This window comes from Methanolobus zinderi, assembly GCF_013388255.1.
In the GTDB taxonomy this organism is placed as follows: Archaea; Halobacteriota; Methanosarcinia; order Methanosarcinales; family Methanosarcinaceae; genus Methanolobus; species Methanolobus zinderi.
Window position 1 is genome coordinate 2,499,807 of record NZ_CP058215.1, and the last position, 18,094, is coordinate 2,517,900.

The following is an 18,094-nucleotide window of genomic DNA, read 5'->3' on the forward strand; positions in this document are numbered from 1 at the left end:
AATGCCCCGATCACATGGTCGCATCATATTCATTCGTCTTGAGCACGGCCCTTTCATCAAATGATGCAACCGCACTGAGCATATCCTTCTGAGTAAGTTTCGTACGTTCACGTACAAGTGCACTGAGGACACACTCCCTGATAACCATGCGAAGGTCCGAACCACTGTAACCGTGAGTCAGGGAAGCAATCTCCGTATTATCGAAATCCCCTTCTATATCCTTTGTTACAATATCAAGTATCTTCTTGCGCATTTCCGTGTCTGGCAGAGGGAACTTCATTATATCGTCAAAACGCCTCCATGCAGCGGTATCGAGCATTTTTGGATGGTTTGTTGCAGCCAGCAGGAGGACACCATCGTTTGTGAGGCTGATATCATCTATGGCCTTGAGCAAGGTGTTGACAGCTCTTTTCAACGCTGCGTGTTCATCGGATGAGCGTGTCTTTGCGACAAAATCGAACTCGTCAATAAAAAGTATGCATGGGCTCAGTCTCTTTGCAAGGGCGAATACACGATCAATGTTCTTTGCAGTCTCACCCAGATACTGATCGGTTATCATGGAAAGTTTTACTTCCACAAAGGGAATTGCGAGGTGTTCCGACATGGCCTTGGCAAGTGAGGTTTTCCCCGTACCCGGCGGACCTACCATCAGTATTTTTCCAACATCATAGAGACCGATACGCCTCAGATAATCACGATACTGTATGGCCTTGACAATCTTTTTGACCTCTTCTTCCTGCTCATTTGTCAGGATGAATTCCTTAAGAGTTTGCCTGATATCCTCCGGAGCACTTATCTGGGCAAGCTTTAACATGTCTTCCCCGCCCTCTTCCTTGGATATCTCTTCCATCAGGGATTCGATCCACTCCCTATCAACCTCCTTGGGTCTGACCTTGGACTTCGCACTCTTGTAGTCAGCACCCTCAGCCTGTTTTTTTTCATAATAGAAGGCAAGTACCGGATTATGGGAGATTTTGTCCTTTGATCCTTCCTTTTTCTGGAACCATTCGGCACCTACTTCAAGGGCTGTGATCTTCACCGAGAAATCCACATCATCTATTGCAACAAAGGGCAGGGGTTTGAGAGCAATGCCTGCATTATCCAGCTCGAATAACTTTTCTATGTCTGTGGTCTTTACCCTGATAGGTTTTGGAACTGTTCGCTGTTCTCTGCTCCAGTAGAATTTACGTATTTGTTTTGGAAGGTCATTTACATCCAGTTCCGGATATTTGTTATATACCTGTGCAGTAAGCAATAATTCAATAATATCAAGCTTTACGTCAGACATGTTCTTACCTGGTCGATGAGATAGTTGAAACCCTTTGAAAGTGAAATCGTTCAGACATTACATGTAAGGCTTCATTTCAAATATATCTTTTGTATAGAAGTAATAGAATAATCAATCAGGAAACGCAAAAAACTCATGGAACAGCCAGCCTGTATATCCGGCCCTCATATAAGACTCAGGATGCCTGTTGAGGGTTCATATATCTCTCCGGAGCTGATCAGTTTTTCAATTATCTTTTCAAGATCATCCTCGTCAATACCATATCTCCTTACAGAATCTTCAAGAGACTCAATGCCCATCCTGCCACCGTTTAAGCGTAGAATATCAAGTATTACCTGAATCTTGTTTTTCTTCGGCTTCCGGGGTTTCCTCTTGTCCTTAAAGTCCTTTAGTGAAACGCCGAATTCACCGAAGTTTGTAGTTTCAGGTGTTTTCGCAGCATTAAAGCTGTCAGAAAAAACAGCTTCAAAATCCTTTTCCTGACCATGGAGTCTTGCCTGTATAACGGTCCTTGCAGAGATGGCTTCCTCCACGTCTGCGGACTGGAAGAATATACGCAGTTTTCTTATCTCAAGGTTTGAACCGCATTTCTGGCATCTGGTATTCTTTGAGCCAGAAGTTTCGATTATCTGGGCATGTTCCCTGCATTTCGGGCATACTATTACTCCAAAGGAAGCCATGCTCTATGCTTGGTGTAGCAAATATAAATAATAGTTCCGGAGATATTTTTATCAGAATCCGGAATCCGATCGACCATGATACGCAGAGCTCTTATTGATGATATCCCGAAGATAGTGCAGGTCGAAAAGGCATGCTTTTCTGTTCCATGGCCTGACTTTCTTTTCAAGGCTCATCTCCATAATCCCGGATTCGTGGTCTACGAAAAGGAAAAGAATCTCATTGGCTATGCGATCATAGGTGATGCTGATGGAAAAGCCCATCTTCAGAACATTGCAGTACATCCGGATTCCAGAAGACAGGGCATCGGGACGGAACTGCTTGAATGGTGTATGGACCTTGTCAGACTCTACGGATATCGCGAGATCGTGCTCGAAGTAAGAGAAAAGAACACCGGTTCACAGCTATTCTATAAAAAGAAAGGATTCGAGGAAAGGGGAAAAGTGCAGGATTATTATGAAAATGATAACGCCATAATCATGGGAAGAAAACTGTGATGGTACTATTTCCCGAATCTTCTCTGCCTTTTCTGGAAATCCCTGATTATTCTCAGAAGATCAAGTTTTCTTATATTATGCCAGTTTACATCGGTAAAATAGAGTTCTGAATATACTGCCTGCCAGATCAGAAAATCGGAGAGATGCTTGCCTCCAGAGCGTATGAAGATATCAGGCTCATGTTTTACCTTCAGACGGGATTCTATGGTCTCTTCAAGAATATCCGATGAGCTCATCTTGCCGTTCTTAACATCGGAAAGTATGGAAAGCACCGCCTTTGTAACCTCTTTCCTTCCCCCGAATCCCACGGAAACATAGACAAGCATCTTCCTGTCCTCTCTTTTGAGGTGGAGATCCCCGTCATCGGTATAGACTTCAAAGCCGATCTCCGGGGGTAAATCCGGAAAGAGCTCTTCAAGTTCTTCCAGAAGCCTCTCAATTATCCCGGACCTGAGATCCTCTTCTGTGTCAATCACATCAACATAGATACTGGTCACCCTGATGTCCAGCTGGCAACACCATGAGATATATTCTTTAAGTTTCACAAATCCGTTGGACTGCAAGAGATCTCTTTCCGACAGTACCAGTGATACGTGCTCGGGAACCTTTGCGGACGATCCTGACACCTGGCTCAGAAGATAGTTCTCATAAAGTGAAGTAACAATGCTCATTATCGTCCTCTGGCTTCCCTGTTAGATGATACTGTTTACTTTGCTGTGGATACGATCTTTACAACGTCACCGTCCTTGAGTTCATGTTTTTCCCCAAGACGCATCTTCGTTTTAGCATCCACCGCATAAAGGAAACTTTCACCGATATCGGAATGTACCTTATATGCAAGATCGTGGGCTGTGGAACCTCTCTTCATAAGAAAAGCATCAGGCAGCATCCGGTCGTTCTTATCGGTCCATTTACCCTCGTCTTCCACCGGATAAACTATGATCAGGTCAAGCAGCTCGAACACCGACCTGTTGATACAATCCTGTATTCCGGTACCACCCATTTTTTCAATCAGTGCATGTACGTTCTCCAGACCTTTCTTCTGTGCAGGGGTCAGATCTTCTTTTATGATGGAAAAGTCATCATCGCCTGGATCATATTTTATCGCCCCGCTCTTGGATGCGGATTTGAGAGCAAGTTCTGCAGCCGCACTTGTCGGCACAACGATCTGCTCGAGGGACTGCAGATCACTGACAAAACCCCCAGGAGCAACATCTGCCTTGTTGGCTGCTATTATCATGGGTTTGCTCATAATACGTATACCATCACACAGACGGACAAGATCATCATCACTCCATTTCACATGGTTATGATCAAGTTTGCACTCGGACAGAGAGCATATGACATGATACTCATCCACCCCTGCACCTGCAAGCTGTTCCGAGAGCACTTTCTCGATCTTGAGCCCCTCGGCCTGTATCTTACGTGCAAGGCGGTCCCAGTTGCGTTTTAAGATGCCGAACATCCACATGGTTATTTCCCTGTTCAGGAAATCAACATCATCCATTGGGTTGTGTTCTCCAACATCCACAGGGTTGCCTTCCACATCGGTTCCGCCGGATGCATCGATCACATGAATGATTGCCTGGGCCTGCCTGAGTTCGTCCAGAAAAGTGTTACCAAGACCCCGACCCTGATGAGCATCAGGCACAAGCCCGGCCACATCGATCATTTCTATGGGTACGTAGCGGATTCCTTCAACGCAGTGCCCACAGCGCTTGCTGCGCTCAACACATGGACACTCTGCACGCACATATGTGACACCTTTATTTGCATTGATAGTAGTAAAAGGATAATTTGCAATCTCAACGTCCGCCATTGTCGCGGCCTTGAAGAATGTGGATTTACCCGCATTGGGTTTTCCTGCAAGTCCTATTGTCATTGTCATGCTTACTAATCACTGTCGCAGGATTTAACTTTTATCAGTGCATAAGGCTTTGTGTGAAGCATTCAATGCTTGTTTTAACCAATAATCTTTATATTGGAGAAAGACATTAGAACAGAAACCTTGTGTCCCGGTAGGGTAGCGGATATCCTTGAGGCCTGCGGAGCCTTAGACCCGAGTTCGATCCTCGGTCGGGACGTACCTTTTTTATTTTAAAAAAATTTTATTCTGCTAGAAGACAGCTTTTTGAGCTTTTTGATGGATAAAATATAGTGCAAATAGAAAATAAATATTAGATTTATTGATGGTAAGAGTAATCTCAACTCATCATAACCAGGTAAGCCAGTGCAAGCATCCCCAGCAGGAATATTACACCAAGTACAAGAATGATCTTTTTTCTTTTGCTTTCATCTTCCGGTGAAACCGGCAAGGGATCAGGATTGTATTTCTTTTCCAGATATGTCCCAATCGCCACGCCAAGAGCCACACCAATCGCGGGACCGATTGCGATCATTCCCAACAGCAGACCGATTGGGATTCCAAGGGGAAGACCTATAGCTATTCCCACTGCCATGAAATGACCTTTTGGATATCTTTTTTCCTGCATAGGCCTAACATAGCATCCGGATATATAAATATTCAGTTAATTTTAAATTACAGATCAGGCAAATTTTTACCTAACAGAAGGAGATCACCATGAATCAAAAACCGCTTTTTGTAGCAACAATACTGCTGCTCTCTGCAATACTCTCCGGAGGCTGCACATCCGCCTATTCGGGAGAGGAATCATTTGTACTTGAAGCACAAAGCTACACTTATTATGAGTTCCCCATGCTCGAAGGAGAATATCTTGATCTGGAGATCATGACAGACGGCAGTCCTGTCGATCTATATATTCTGGACAGTGAGAACCTTTACAGGTATGAAAATCTCAACTACTTCGAATATGACGCATACTATGAGAACGTCCTTTCCAGCAATATTGAGTTCAGTGCTCCATATGAGGGAAACTGGTACCTTGTTCTGGTAAACAATGAAACAGATGATATTTCACTGGATATCAGTTACGAAGTTTACTGAAATTCAGGGTATGAAAGAGGCAGATCAAAAGTGAATGTACTTCCTTTTCCGATCTCACTCTCAACATAAATTTGCCCGCCGTGCATTTCCACAAATTTCCTGACGATGGAAAGCCCCAGGCCTGTTCCTCCATACTCAGAGGATAGTGAAGGATCGGCCTGTTCAAAGGGATCGAATATAGTTCTCTGCTTTTCAGGGGCAATCCCGATACCATTATCAGCTACAGAAACCGATAACATGTTACGGACAATCTTTCCTTCTATCTTAATACAGCCATTTGACGGAGTGAACCTGACGGCGTTGCTGAGAAGATTTAACAATATCTGTTTGAATTTTGCTTCATCGGCACACAGTTGATCGATCTGCAGGTCAATATCGCTTTTCAAAGCAATGTTTTTCTCTGCTGCCTGTGGTGAGATTATCCCCAGTATCTCCTGGATGGTATCAGGAACAGAAAAGGATGTCAGATTTAACTCCATCTTTCCGGCCTCAACTTTGGATATGTCGAGAATATCATTGATCAGGCCGAGCAGATGCTTTCCGCTTGACGATATATGCTTTGCGTATCTTGATTGCTTCTCATTCATTTTACCGAAGTTCTCAGTCAGCAACATATCTGAAAAACCAATAACAGAGTTTAAAGGAGTACGTAACTCATGGCTCATTTTTGCAAGGAAATCACTTTTTGCACGATTGGCAAATTCCGCTTCATTCTTTGCTGCTTCAAGCATCTTCTTGCTTTCCCTTAACTCCTTTTCGACAAGCTTCTGTCCAGTGATATCGTCAACAGTAAGTAATACTCTGCTCAGATCTCCGGGCTCGATCAAAGTTGTAGAGATTATCAGCGATCTGGTAGAAAATTCTTCACCGATCCATATTGTGAGTTCACCTTCTTTTTTGTAGACCTCCTCCGAGGTCATAAAGGTCCGCATAACCGTATTGCGAACAATACACTCACTACATTCATGATTCATTCCACAGCCTTCACCGTCAAATGAATTGATACAACCGAACAGTTCTCCACCCAGAAGACCTAAAGCATCCTTTTTATCTATTCCAAGTGCTTCCGAAGTGGCGTAGTTGATATTCTCTACTTTTCCATCCCGGTTTACAACTATCATTAGCAGGGGTGCATTATCAAACACTTTGCTGAATATATCTGTACCTGCTGTTCTGTTTAATTGCGCTGTGTTTTCCGATTCCAAGAAGAGATCACGGTGATGTTTTTTTGTTTCCATACCAACCATTTTTAGTTAAAATCAGCAGTGTATAAGTGACCAATATAGGATAACGTTTTATAAAAAGCTTAGACACTGAAAATTATTTAAATATCACATATCGACTTCCAGCACAATTTTTTATCGGCAGCTGAAGAAGCTGATAACTTCGAACCACATTGAAGTTTAGATAATTCTTTAATAAGTAGAGCGTATATGTCCATTGAGAACTAAAATCTGAAAGAGGAAGATATATGAAAAAAATCTTTACTTACTTAACCATAGGGCTTATTGCCATCAGTTCATTGTTCATATCAGGTGCGATGGCAGATGTGGAAAGCCCTCTGATACGACCACTTACCACAGATGCAAAGCTGGTTTCATCAGATTATGCGGTTTCCAGCATGCCTGTAGAAGTCGAGGAGGCTGTAATTTATCCAGATGGCATCTCCAGCAAGCTGCTTATAAAACCCGGATACTCCAGCCTGAAACTGCAACCCGGTGAAAGCAGGGAATTCACAGTAAGCGTTACCAGCAGGGAAGATGAGACAATCACAATTGATCCGAAGCTGGTCATGCAACCATATACCGAGAACTATCTGGAAGACGACTGGGTAGAAATCTCACCTGAGAGTGTGGAACTTATACCTGATGCAGAGCAGGAGTTCACTGTGGAAGTTTCAATTCCAGAGGATGCTGATATAGGTTATTATAATGCCTTCATTGTTTTCGGAGAATATAATGAAGAAGAATACAGTACATATTCCGGATACGATGGCTCTATGGAACTGTCCATTGAAGTCTGGATACCTCCAAGCATCCAGGTTCTGACAAATTACATCAATGACCGCGTTGAAGCCGGGAACAGCTATGATTACGAAATAAAGCTTAGCAATGTCGGTGAGGAGGATATAGCCATGGACCCGCAGGTAGTTCTGAGTGATATATACTACGCCGAAGAGAGCATTGCTTATCGTTTCGATGAAGAAAGCAGTGGCCAGGTAATCGATATAAGTGCAATAACACTTGATGCTCCGTCAGTCATCAGAGCGGGAGAAACTGCGACTGTAAACCTACATCTGGAGGTCCCTGAAGCAACGATCGGAAGTTTCAGCGCTTCTGTGGATCTGGGGATAGATGATCCTGCACTGAGTGACTGGGAGGAACAGGTCCAGCTCTACTTCACTGTATGGCAGCAACCCGAGGAGCCTTTTGTCAGGGAATTTACTACAAGCTCGAACGGAACCATCAGGATAGAAGTATCGAGCACACAGTATACATATTATCCGGCTTCCGGCAACAGTGTTTCAGGCCATGAGGCACCTTCCTTTGAAGTCACACTTAATAAGGCTGAAGAGAAAGTGAACCTTCGATTGGTCAGCAGCACAAGCAAAGGAAATGTGAATTACGGAACAACAGGAACAGTGCGTCCTCTGATGCCTGCGGATAATTACGATTATCAGACAGGTGTCAGTACTTACACAGAAGTGTATGAGGTATCCGGAGAGGCAGGAGAATGGTCACTGAGTATACTTCCCGAAAACACGGAAAGTTTTGAATATAGTATTACAGTACTCAGCTAAAATAAGGGTTTTAACCCTTTTTCTTTTTTAGCAGGAAAATTATTCCATTCAAACGTAACTGCATTCACTTTCAGTCATATACAATAAATTCAGAAGTACACAAACTATTTATACCAGATAATATAATAATTGTATTAATATTATTATTCAGTTCTGAAAGGGAGTCTTGTATGAATAATAAAGATGAAGCTACGTTCAATGAATTCAAAGAAGTGTTCAACAGATATCTTGATCCTGAGGACCTTTCAGACCAGGAGTTCCTCCTCAGGAATAATATGATCCAGTTCATCAAGAACGCCTGTATTAAAAGTCTTCTTGTTTACTAAGTGATGGGAATCACAGTAAGCAACTAAGCCGGAGACGCCCGCCGGCACATCATGCAGGGGCCTTTAGCCATTGCGACCCCATGTTGAATTATGAGATTTACTTTTTTAATAAGTGACTGTCTCCCGGCAATGACCTTCAATTAACGCGGACAAAAGTCTTATTTGCATTGACCTTCATCTTAAAATTGGGACAGTTATTTCTGATAACAGGTGTAAACATGAGTGAAGAGGAAGATGTTTTTGGTAAAGTGCAAAATTATTCCCTGAGATCTTACGATTTTCCCATATTGATGAAAAGGTTACGCCAGGACTCGAAAAGAGGCCTGATCGAACTTAAACCGGAAGATATAGAATGGTTTGAAGTATACGAGTTTGCATTGCAGCAACTTGATCTCAAGAAAGGAACTGCTTCTTCTGACACACATCCAGGGGACTGGAGAAATACTGCCAGTGATTTCAGCAAGGTGAAGATGCTCGTTGATGAGATGGAAGAAAAAGGAGTAATCAAAGACGTAAACTGGAATGTAGGAAGTCTTGCAATTTTCACAATACCCGATGAATCACTTTACAGAAGACACATTTGCTGTCTTATCAGCACACATCTTGGCAGCTTATATGGGAACCAGTAGTCTACGAGGGTTCCTGCCATCTTTTTTGAAAGCATATTGATCAGTGGTTATCTTTATATAGAACTGCTTGCATTTAGATTGTTCAGCATGAGTATCCAGGATACTCTATCGAGATAACGCTAACTTCTATATCGATACGCAATGGTTTGTTATTATAAGGAGGTTATAATTTGGCAGGACAACAGCCCACATACATGTTAGGAAACAGGAATAAAAGGCGGGAAAGGGATGCCCAGGGCATCAATATCCTTGCTGGAAAAGCAGTGGCAAAGGCAGTAAGGACCACCCTTGGCCCAAAGGGTATGGACAAAATGCTGGTAGATTCACTTGGTGACATTGTAATTACTAACGATGGTGCAACCATCCTCAGGGAAATGGATATCGAGCACCCGGCAGCAAAGATGGTGGTGGAAGTTGCAAAGACCCAGGACGACGAGGTCGGAGATGGTACCACAACCGCAGCCGTAATTACAGGAGAACTTCTCGCCAAGGCTGAAGAACTCATTGACAAGGGTGTACACCCCACAATCATCGCATCAGGATACAGGCATGCTGCAAAGAAGGCTGCTGAGATCCTCAAGACGATTACAATCGATGTTTCCAGGGATGACAGAGAGACACTCAGAAAGATTGCCATGACATCCATTACAGGAAAAGGTGCCGGAGAGCAAAAGGAATTCCTGGCAGACATGGTTATCGACGCTGTACTTTCAGTTGCCGAAGAAACCGAAGAAGGAATCACGGTTGACGTCGACGATATCACTATCGAGAAGAGAGAAGGCGGAAGCATCCTTGACACAGAACTTGTACCCGGACTCATTATCGACAAGGAACGCGTAAGACCAAACATGCCAAAGAGGATCGAGAACGCAAAGATCATGCTGGCAAGTTTCGGAATCGAGTTCCACAAGATCGAGAAGGATGCAGAGATAAAGATCACCTCTCCTGATCAGATGCAGATGTTCGTTGACCAGGAAGAGAGAATGGTCAAGGAAATGGTAGACAAGATCGTGGCAAGCGGTGCAAATGTCGTATTCTGCCAGAAGGCAATCGATGACCTTGCACAGTATTATCTTGAAAAGGCCGGAATCTATGCCTGCAGAAGGATAAAGAAAAGCGACCTCCAGAAGCTTGCAAAGGCAACCGGTGCAACCCTGTTCCAGGATGTCACTGATGTCAGGCCGGAAGATCTCGGAGAAGCTGCTGTTGTAGAGGAAAAGAGCATCAGCGGTGCAAAGATGACATTCCTTACAGGATGCAAGGAAGAAAAGACAACATCACTTGTACTCCACGGCGGTACCACACATATCGTAGACAGTCTCAAGCGTGCACTAAACGATGCCCTCTGTGTGGTCGGCGTAGCACTTGAAGACGAGAAGATAGTAGCAGGTGGCGGATCTCCGGAGATAGAACTTGCTCTGAGACTCAGCGAGTACGCGTCAACACTCAAGGGAAGAGAACAGCTTGCTGTGGCCAAGTTTGCAGAAGCACTTGAGATCATACCACAGACCCTTGCCGAGAATGCAGGTCTTGACCCGATCGACAAGATCATCGAGATGCGTTCACAGCACGAGCAGGGCAATAAGAAGGCAGGTCTTGACGTTTACACCGGAAAGATCGTCGACATGTACGAGAACAACGTCCTTGAGCCACTCAGGATCAAGACACAGGCCCTCAATGCAGCAACCGAAGCAACCGTAATGATCCTCAGGATCGATGACGTGGTTGCGGCAAGTTCCAAACAGGGCGCAATGCCACCTGGAATGCCACAGCCTGAAATGGAGATGTAAATCTCCCGATTTTTCATTTTCATGTGCCGGCAAGCCCGGCACTTTAACTGTTTTTGTGTTTTCTCCCGCATTGTAAACCGGACTTTTTTATTTTCACAAATAGATCCTGAGATGAGAGGCATCCTTTTTCAGGAGGAGCAAGCCTTTTATATTTTGTAAACTAGTTACAAAATAAAGGTTAACAATCCTTCTGCTTACATATAGTGTTTAATTAACACTTCTTACACAAACCAGACGTGTCATTGTAAGCAAGATAGGATTTTAAGCAAGAGAGGAAAAAAACAGTGGATCAGAATAATTACCAATACAGTGGAAGTGACATTAAAAAAATGGCACTTGCATCGCTTTTTGCCGCTCTTATAGCTGTGGGTGCCTATCTGAAGATACCAATTCCCTTCAGCCCCGTCCCAATTACACTACAGGTGTTTTTCGTATTCCTGGCCGGTGCCATGCTTGGTGCACGATGGGGCACATTAAGTGTAATCGTATACCTGCTTCTTGGAATCATCGGCCTGCCGGTATACTCAGGAGGTACCTCAGGACTCGGGATGCTTCTCGGACCCACCGGAGGATACCTTGTCAGCTTTGCAATAGCTGCTTTTCTCATCGGAACACTCGCAGATAAGAAAGGGACCGAAAACATGCTATTGAACGCGTCCTTTATGCTTGCAGGACTTTTCATAATATATTTACTGGGAACTTCGTATCTGGCTTTTGCTGCGAATATTACATTTGAGAATGCACTTAAACTGGGTGTACTCCCGTTCCTGCCTGCTGACCTCCTAAAGCTTGCTCTTGCATCGTTTATCGTTTCAAAATATTCCCTATGAAAAGACATGATCGAGATCAACGACTTAAGCCACAGATACCCGGACGGAAAAATTGCTCTTGATTCGGTGAGTCTGGACATCAAAAAAGGTGAGTTCGTTGTCATTGCCGGCAGGAACGGCAGTGGGAAATCCACCCTTGTGCAGCATATGAATGCCCTGCTTCTTCCAATATCCGGTTCGGTCAAAGTTAAAGACCTCTGTACTTCAAAAAAAGAAAATATCCCGCAGATACGCAGGAAGGTAGGAATGGTCTTCCAGAATCCCGATTCCCAGTTCGCCGGAATGACAGTTGAGGAAGACATAGCCTTCGGACTTGAGAATACAGGAGTTGAAACACAGAGAATAAGGATGCTTGTTGACAGTGTTTTGGATTCCATGGGACTTTCGGGATACAAAAAATATACACCTCGCATCCTGAGCGGAGGGCAGAAACAAAAGGTTGCGATCGCAGGGGTACTCGTCATGGAGCCGGAATGTGTCGTCTTCGATGAAATAACATCCATGCTTGATCCTGCTTCAAGAGAAGAGATCCTTGCAACAATAAAAAACATTAACGAAAATGGAACTACCGTCGTGCACATCACACACAGGCTGGAAGAAGCCGTTGATGCCGACCGTTTGATAGTAATGGATTCAGGAAAGATCGTTCTTGAAGGAGTGCCGAATAAAGTTTTAGCAAATCGAGAGCTTCTACAAGAACACGGCCTCAGACTGCCTCCGCTGTTTGAATTATCAAGGAAGCTTTCAGATGAAGGAATTATCCGGAAAGGAGTGCTGTCAAAGGAAGAGCTTGTGGAGGAACTATGTCGATCGATGTAAAAAACGTCAGCTTCTCCTATGATCCCGGCACCAGCCTTGAGAGACTTGCTCTGCAAAATGTGAACCTCTCCATTGACAGGGGAGAATTCATACTGATCGGAGGCGAGATCGGCTCAGGAAAATCTACCCTTATACGACACTTCAATGGTCTGCTCAGGCCTTCTTCAGGCAGTGTAAGCGTGGACGGCGTGGAGGCTCACGTAAAATCAATCAGGAAAAAAGTTGGAATCCTTTTCCAGTTCCCGCAGAACCAGCTCTTTGCCAGATCAGTATACGAAGACGTAGCCTTCGGACCTGCCAACTTCGGGGAAAAAGGCGATGAACTCAGGAAAAGGGTCACAAAAGCCCTGAAAATGGTAGGTGTCAGAGAAGAACTGTATGAGCATTCACCTTTTACACTGAGCGGAGGAGAAATGAGACTGGTTGCCATTGCAGGTGTACTGGCCATCAGACCCGACTACCTTGTACTGGACGAACCGCTTTCGGGACTTGACCCCGAGCACAGAGAATCCCTTCTAGAAATACTCAAAAGTCTTCACATGCAGGGTATCTCCGTTATTGTCGTATCACACTTGATAGCAGACCTGCTGCCCCTTGCGGATAAAATTATCCTGATGAAAAAGGGAAAAATATCCTTTGAAGGAAGTCCTGAAGAGTATGTAAAATCCACCTCAACTCCCCTTCCCGAAATAACATCCCTGATGAAGGAACTGAAGCAAAAAGGCTTTGATGTAAGAGATGATATCTTCGATGTGGAGGAAGCCCTTAACGAGATAATCCGTGTAAAAAAAGAAAGATCGGGGAGTATGCAGTGAGCAATCTGTTTTTTGGTTATATTCCCGGCACATCCCCTATCCACAGTCTTGACCCCAGGACAAAGATAATCTCTGTAATGGTAGCCAGTATAATTATCTTCAACTCAGGATCATTCAGAGAAATGGCTTTGATCGGAGCTGTCTTTCTGGTTTTGTTCTCTATGTCCCGTATTTCCTACAGGGCACCCCTGTCTGCAGTCAGACCCATGATGATATTTCTGATTATTATTTTCCTTATGCAACTGTTCCTTACGGGAGAGACAATACTTTTCTCCCTGGCAGGATTTAATGCCACACTGGAAGGTCTGCAAGCAGGACTGCTACTGACCTGGAGATTCGTGTACCTGCTTTTATTTGCTTCGATCCTCACTGCAACCACAGCACCTTCAATGCTGACCGTCGCTATAGAGCGCATGCTGCGTCATTTACCTCTGGAAAGGGCAGGCATATCATCTTTTGATCTTGCAACCATGATGTCCCTGTCGATACATTTTTTCCCTCTTTTGTACGAGCATTTCGGACATCTCAGGGACGCACAGATGTCCCGTGGCCTGGATCTTAAAAAAAATCCTCTCAGGACAATTTATTCCCTTTCAGTCCCCATGATGAAGATAGCATTCAGGTCAGCAGGAGAGGTATCCCTTGCAATGGAAAGCCGCTGTTACCAGGGAGTTAACAGGACCTCCCTTTTTGAGCCACGGATGCAAAGAATGGATTTTGCAGCCCTGCTGGGCTTTGCATTAATTATGGGTAGTATCGTCCTTCTTGCCTGAAATTGTCTACGTGTAAGTTTCACATAAGGTCCGGATCTGAAAAAGAATAAATATATGAACATATGTTCATATATACATGGAAGAAAGCAGAGAACACACATGCGTCGATGAAAAAACCATATTCTCAAAGAAGGCAGGTATTCCTTCAGAAGAGGAATTATGCAGGATATGTGATATTCTCAGTGCCCTCCATTCTGAAACACGCCTGAAGATACTGTTTCTTCTCTCAGAGGGTGGACTCTGCGTAAAGGAGCTTGAGATGGCACTTGATATTTCCCAGTCTGCCATATCACACAGTCTGCGAACACTTCGGCAACTGAACCTGGTAAAGTCCAGAAAAGAAGGAAGGTTTGCAGTCTATCATCTCTCAGACGAACACGTAGGTACCTTCCTTGACATGTGCAGACAGCACGTAGGAGAGTGCAAATAATGCCACTAGTCGATACGATCCTGTCCGCACTGTGGGGAATTACCCTGGAATCATGGAGTCTCTTTCTGGAGATGGCTCCGTATCTGTTCCTTGGTTTCACTGTCGCAGGGCTGCTCCACATCTTCGTACCGGAAGAGAAGATCATCAAGTATCTTGGAGAATCCGCAGGAAAGATCAGATCATCACTTAATGCTTCGCTTATGGGAATACCAATCCCTTTGTGTTCATGCGGAGTGGTTCCCACAGCCCTGTCTCTTCAGAAAAGAGGAGCAACAAAAGGTGCAACCCTCTCATTCCTTATCTCCACACCGGAAACAGGAGTGGATTCCATATCGATAACCTATGCCCTGCTTGATCCGATCATGACAGTGTTCCGGCCGCTTGCAACACTGATTACAGCTCTCTCTGCAGGGATTGCGGAGAATTTTCTTGGAAAAGAGAAAAGAACGGTTGCCTTGAATAAGACTGCTGAAAACAAAATACCCTTGAACAATAACCTGCTAATGACCCAGCCGACAGCTGCATGCGAAGACAGTTCATGTTCCTGCCATGTACCGTCAGATAATACAGAACTATCCGGATCGCAGCGTCTCAAAGAAGGCATGAAGTATGCTTATGTGGAACTACTCGGAGATATCTCAAAATGGCTGGTATTCGGTATTGTCATTGCAGGAATCATCTCATATGCAGTACCATATGAAGTCGTGCACACCTATCTTGGAGGAGGAATCCTCTCTATGCTTGTGATGTTGCTCGTGGGCATTCCACTCTATATTTGTGCCACGGCTTCAACCCCGCTGGCTGCCGCATTTATAGCCAAGGGTATGAGTCCGGGGACAGCATTCGTATTCCTGCTTGCAGGTCCTGCAACCAATGCAGCAACAATAACCATGGTTACAAAATTCCTGGGAAAAAGAAGTGCGGTGCTCTATCTGACAACCATAGCTGTATGTTCACTAATATTCGGTCTGGTGCTTGATATGATATATTTCAGGCTTGGTGTGGAAGCAATATCCATAGTAGGCAGTGCAAGTGAAATATTACCGGCTCAGGTAAAGATTGTATTTGCGTTGATCCTGATACCACTGATGATATACGGGATATACAAACATTAACTCAAAGAAGCTGCCAGGTCAGGACTGGTCCTTATGCAGTTCCCTTGATAGCTTCTCTGCTGTTTTTTCCTTGAATTCGTCAACTTCGAAATCCACATCCTCATCACGGGCAAAAGATGCCTCACCATCATCTATTTCTTCATCCCCGCACTCCGGTGGGATCACCACGATCTTTCCGATGTTGCCGTTCTTATTGATACGGTCTTTTCCCCACGTGAAATCATTTTTTTCTGTCATTTCAACACCACAACCATAGAATGGGCTAAAGAGCCCACAGATTTATATATGTCTTCTTTAACTATATACCTTTTTTTACATATCCATAGAATAATATTTATTAACCGGGACTTATTCTTCCTTTTGTTTACTCTTTCCAACAAGTACTTCAGTGGATTTAATAATTGCAAAGACATCGTCACCCGGCTTTATGTCAAGCCTTTCAACAGCCTCCGAGGTTATAATGGATGTAAGGGCGGAAGGTTCGATCTCAATACTGATCTTTGATACCAGACCTTCTTTTTCCACGCTGACAACCTTTCCAGGAATCTTATTGCGGGCTGAAAGTTTCAATCCGATATTCTCCCATGAACCTTCGTCTTTCATAGTACCCTCGACAAAGTCCCTGTTGAGTTCATACTCACGAATGAGCTGCCTGCCTGCTTCAGTTAGAAAAGTTCCCTGATCCTTTCCTCCCCTGACAGTCCTTACAACATCACTGCCAAGTCTTTCATTCATGTTGTTTAGCACATTCCATGCGTGTTTGTAGGAGATATCAAGTTTCTTACAGGCTTTCCTTAAAGACCTCTCCTCATCAATGGCTTTGAGCAGGGCAACCTTACCGGCACCGATCACCGGTTTTCCATCCTCTGCCAGCCATACTTTTGTTTTGGTTTCCACATTTTCACCTGATAGTAGATTATTTCAGATCATCCTCTTCAAAGATGAATAATTCGTCAATGCTCGTCTGCAGACACAGTGCAACCTTGTAGGCAAGTTTTAGTGAGGGGTTATATTTCCCTTTTTCCAGAAAACCTATGGTTTCCCTCCTGACACCTACCCTGTTGGCCAGGTCCTCCTGGGTCATATCATACCTGGCCCTGAGCTCCTTTATCCGGGTCTTCATATTTTTCACCAGGATTATCGGGCTACTCCACATCACCCTTTCTTAAAAGGTACCACTGAAACCCCTTTGCAGTTGCGATCATCACGATGAACATTATACCTATCACCTGAGGAACCGTGAACTTTAGCAAAGACAGGTTGTCTATCCAGAACAACAGGTTAAGCACAATAAAACTGACAAACCACGAATATGATAATCCATATGAACCGATCCTGACAGTCCTCTCATCCTTCACCAGCCCTTTGCGGTGTCTTCTTGCCCTGAGGAACGTAACAAAAAGAAGAACAGACCCGATATTGATCAGAGTAATGGCTCCCTTCATATACTCCTCGGCAAAAACAACCAGAGCCACACCTGTAAGAATGAACACAATGCCGAGCGAATAACCTGCACGTACATATTTTTCAAGTTTTTCCATAAAATATCACCTGAAATAATTCTAACATAATGTTAGATATTACTATTATTATGTTATCTATATCTAACATTACCTATTTAAATCAATGCATTGACTCAAAAACAGATAAATTATTTATCAGGTCACATTCCCATTATTAATTACTGATGCCATATACTGCTAAAGTCAATAGGTGAAATAATGAAGATCAATATTATATTTTACAGTCTCTACGGGCACAATTACAAAATGGCAGAGGCGGTTGCCGAGGGTGCCGGCGAGGTTGAGGGTGCAGAGATAGGACTCTTCCAGGTACAGGAAACACTTAGTCCCGAAATACTCGAGAAGATGGGAGCCACTGAATCAAAGAATAGGTTCAGCCACATCCCGGTTGCAACTGTCGAGAATCTCGAGGAAGCAGATGCCATAATCTTTGGCACACCCACAAGGTTTGGTATGATGGCCGCACAGATGCGTGCATTTCTTGATAAGACCGGTAGCCTCTGGTCAGACGGTTCTCTCATAGGCAAGGTCGGAAGTGTATTCACATCCAGCAGCACCCAGCATGGAGGACAGGAGGCCACCATCCTGAGTTTTCACACTACACTGCTGCACCACGGCATGATAATCGTAGGCGTGCCCTATTCAGAAGAAAGGCAGTCCATCCTCACCGAGATCACTGGAGGAAGTCCCTACGGAGCTTCCACTGTTGCAGGCAGCGGCCCGGATACAAGACAACCAAGTGAGAACGAGCTAGGCATTGCGAGGTTCCAGGGAAGACATGTGGCGGAGATCACAAAGAAGCTTGTCGGTGAATGA

23 protein-coding genes and 1 tRNA gene are annotated in these 18,094 nt (G+C 44.2%); 14 read left to right on the forward strand and 10 right to left on the reverse strand.

Annotated elements, in window-relative coordinates; all coding sequences use genetic code 11:
• Positions 1–10: 10 nt before the first annotated feature.
• Positions 11–1,288, reverse strand: coding sequence for an ATP-binding protein (locus HWN40_RS12375; protein WP_176966020.1), 1,278 nt, complete (start codon positions 1,286–1,288; stop codon positions 11–13).
• Between the two features lie 164 nt (positions 1,289–1,452).
• Positions 1,453–1,968 carry a DUF5817 domain-containing protein gene (locus HWN40_RS12380; RefSeq protein ID WP_176966021.1) on the reverse strand — a complete coding sequence of 172 codons (516 nt, stop codon included), beginning with the start codon at positions 1,966–1,968 and terminating at the stop codon, positions 1,453–1,455.
• 75 nt (positions 1,969–2,043) lie between these two features.
• Here HWN40_RS12380 and rimI point away from each other — a divergent pair, with 75 nt between their 5' ends.
• Positions 2,044–2,463, forward strand: coding sequence for a ribosomal protein S18-alanine N-acetyltransferase (rimI, locus tag HWN40_RS12385; protein WP_176966022.1), 420 nt, complete (start codon positions 2,044–2,046; stop codon positions 2,461–2,463).
• A gap of 5 nt (positions 2,464–2,468) precedes the next feature.
• On the opposite strand, the gene HWN40_RS12390 is transcribed toward rimI, so the two are convergent.
• Together HWN40_RS12390 and HWN40_RS12395 are read right to left on the reverse strand one after the other, a co-directional pair.
• A complete protein-coding gene (locus HWN40_RS12390; protein ID WP_176966023.1) occupies positions 2,469–3,134 on the reverse strand; it encodes an undecaprenyl diphosphate synthase family protein in 666 nt (221 codons plus the stop codon).
• 35 nt (positions 3,135–3,169) lie between these two features.
• Entirely contained in the window at positions 3,170–4,351 is a 1,182-nt protein-coding gene (locus tag HWN40_RS12395) for a redox-regulated ATPase YchF (protein WP_176966024.1), read from the reverse strand.
• A 124-nt stretch (positions 4,352–4,475) separates the two neighbouring features.
• Here HWN40_RS12395 and HWN40_RS12400 point away from each other — a divergent pair.
• Positions 4,476–4,547, forward strand: a tRNA-Arg gene (locus HWN40_RS12400).
• 120 nt (positions 4,548–4,667) lie between these two features.
• Here HWN40_RS12400 and HWN40_RS12405 read toward each other — a convergent pair.
• On the reverse strand, positions 4,668–4,955 hold the full coding sequence (locus HWN40_RS12405) for a hypothetical protein (protein WP_176966025.1): 288 nt from the start codon (positions 4,953–4,955) through the stop codon (positions 4,668–4,670).
• An 89-nt stretch (positions 4,956–5,044) separates the two neighbouring features.
• Between HWN40_RS12405 and HWN40_RS12410 the strand changes: the two genes are divergently transcribed.
• Positions 5,045–5,428: a hypothetical protein gene (locus HWN40_RS12410; RefSeq protein WP_176966026.1), complete on the forward strand. Its 384-nt coding sequence runs from the start codon at positions 5,045–5,047 to the stop codon at positions 5,426–5,428.
• Here HWN40_RS12410 and HWN40_RS12415 read toward each other — a convergent pair.
• Positions 5,422–6,666 (reverse strand): PAS domain-containing sensor histidine kinase, encoded by a 1,245-nt coding sequence (locus tag HWN40_RS12415; RefSeq protein WP_176966027.1) that lies wholly within the window; start codon positions 6,664–6,666, stop codon positions 5,422–5,424. The genes HWN40_RS12410 and HWN40_RS12415 overlap by 7 nt on opposite strands.
• A 233-nt stretch (positions 6,667–6,899) precedes the next feature.
• Here HWN40_RS12415 and HWN40_RS12420 point away from each other — a divergent pair, with 233 nt between their 5' ends.
• The 10 genes from HWN40_RS12420 (at position 6,900) to HWN40_RS12465 (ending at position 15,755) form a co-directional block, all read left to right on the forward strand.
• Positions 6,900–8,228 carry a COG1470 family protein gene (locus tag HWN40_RS12420; RefSeq protein WP_176966028.1) on the forward strand — a complete coding sequence of 443 codons (1,329 nt, stop codon included), beginning with the start codon at positions 6,900–6,902 and terminating at the stop codon, positions 8,226–8,228.
• Between the two features lie 170 nt (positions 8,229–8,398).
• A complete protein-coding gene (locus HWN40_RS12425; RefSeq protein WP_176966029.1) occupies positions 8,399–8,554 on the forward strand; it encodes a hypothetical protein in 156 nt (51 codons plus the stop codon).
• A 218-nt stretch (positions 8,555–8,772) separates the two neighbouring features.
• Positions 8,773–9,183, forward strand: a complete 411-nt coding sequence (locus tag HWN40_RS12430; RefSeq protein ID WP_176966030.1) for a hypothetical protein — start codon at positions 8,773–8,775, stop codon at positions 9,181–9,183.
• Between the two features lie 194 nt (positions 9,184–9,377).
• Positions 9,378–10,973: a thermosome subunit alpha gene (gene thsA / locus HWN40_RS12435; protein ID WP_176966416.1), complete on the forward strand. Its 1,596-nt coding sequence runs from the start codon at positions 9,378–9,380 to the stop codon at positions 10,971–10,973.
• Positions 10,974–11,257: 284 nt separating this feature from the next.
• Positions 11,258–11,803: a biotin transporter BioY gene (locus tag HWN40_RS12440; protein WP_246275919.1), complete on the forward strand. Its 546-nt coding sequence runs from the start codon at positions 11,258–11,260 to the stop codon at positions 11,801–11,803.
• A gap of 6 nt (positions 11,804–11,809) precedes the next feature.
• On the forward strand, positions 11,810–12,622 hold the full coding sequence (locus HWN40_RS12445) for an energy-coupling factor transporter ATPase (RefSeq protein ID WP_176966031.1): 813 nt from the start codon (positions 11,810–11,812) through the stop codon (positions 12,620–12,622).
• A complete protein-coding gene (locus tag HWN40_RS12450; protein ID WP_176966032.1) occupies positions 12,607–13,437 on the forward strand; it encodes an energy-coupling factor transporter ATPase in 831 nt (276 codons plus the stop codon). The genes HWN40_RS12445 and HWN40_RS12450 overlap by 16 nt, the downstream gene beginning before the upstream one ends.
• Positions 13,434–14,210: an energy-coupling factor transporter transmembrane component T family protein gene (locus tag HWN40_RS12455; RefSeq protein WP_176966033.1), complete on the forward strand. Its 777-nt coding sequence runs from the start codon at positions 13,434–13,436 to the stop codon at positions 14,208–14,210. The genes HWN40_RS12450 and HWN40_RS12455 overlap by 4 nt, the downstream gene beginning before the upstream one ends.
• Before the next feature lie 76 nt (positions 14,211–14,286).
• The gene (locus HWN40_RS12460; protein WP_176966034.1) at positions 14,287–14,640 is read left to right on the forward strand and encodes an ArsR/SmtB family transcription factor; all 354 of its coding nucleotides are present in this window, start codon (positions 14,287–14,289) and stop codon (positions 14,638–14,640) included.
• A complete protein-coding gene (locus HWN40_RS12465) occupies positions 14,640–15,755 on the forward strand; it encodes an SO_0444 family Cu/Zn efflux transporter (protein WP_176966035.1) in 1,116 nt (371 codons plus the stop codon). The genes HWN40_RS12460 and HWN40_RS12465 overlap by 1 nt, the downstream gene beginning before the upstream one ends.
• A gap of 18 nt (positions 15,756–15,773) precedes the next feature.
• Here the strand turns inward: HWN40_RS12465 and HWN40_RS12470 are convergent, their stop codons facing one another.
• The 4 genes from HWN40_RS12470 to HWN40_RS12485 form a co-directional block, all read right to left on the reverse strand.
• A complete protein-coding gene (locus HWN40_RS12470) occupies positions 15,774–15,992 on the reverse strand; it encodes a hypothetical protein (RefSeq protein WP_176966036.1) in 219 nt (72 codons plus the stop codon).
• A 111-nt stretch (positions 15,993–16,103) separates the two neighbouring features.
• On the reverse strand, positions 16,104–16,652 hold the full coding sequence (locus HWN40_RS12475) for a TOBE domain-containing protein (RefSeq protein ID WP_176966037.1): 549 nt from the start codon (positions 16,650–16,652) through the stop codon (positions 16,104–16,106).
• 19 nt (positions 16,653–16,671) lie between these two features.
• Positions 16,672–16,878: a helix-turn-helix transcriptional regulator gene (locus tag HWN40_RS12480; RefSeq protein WP_176966038.1), complete on the reverse strand. Its 207-nt coding sequence runs from the start codon at positions 16,876–16,878 to the stop codon at positions 16,672–16,674.
• 22 nt (positions 16,879–16,900) lie between these two features.
• Positions 16,901–17,296 (reverse strand): hypothetical protein, encoded by a 396-nt coding sequence (locus HWN40_RS12485; protein ID WP_176966039.1) that lies wholly within the window; start codon positions 17,294–17,296, stop codon positions 16,901–16,903.
• A gap of 180 nt (positions 17,297–17,476) precedes the next feature.
• Between HWN40_RS12485 and wrbA the strand changes: the two genes are divergently transcribed.
• Positions 17,477–18,094 (forward strand): NAD(P)H:quinone oxidoreductase, encoded by a 618-nt coding sequence (wrbA, locus tag HWN40_RS12490; protein WP_176966040.1) that lies wholly within the window; start codon positions 17,477–17,479, stop codon positions 18,092–18,094.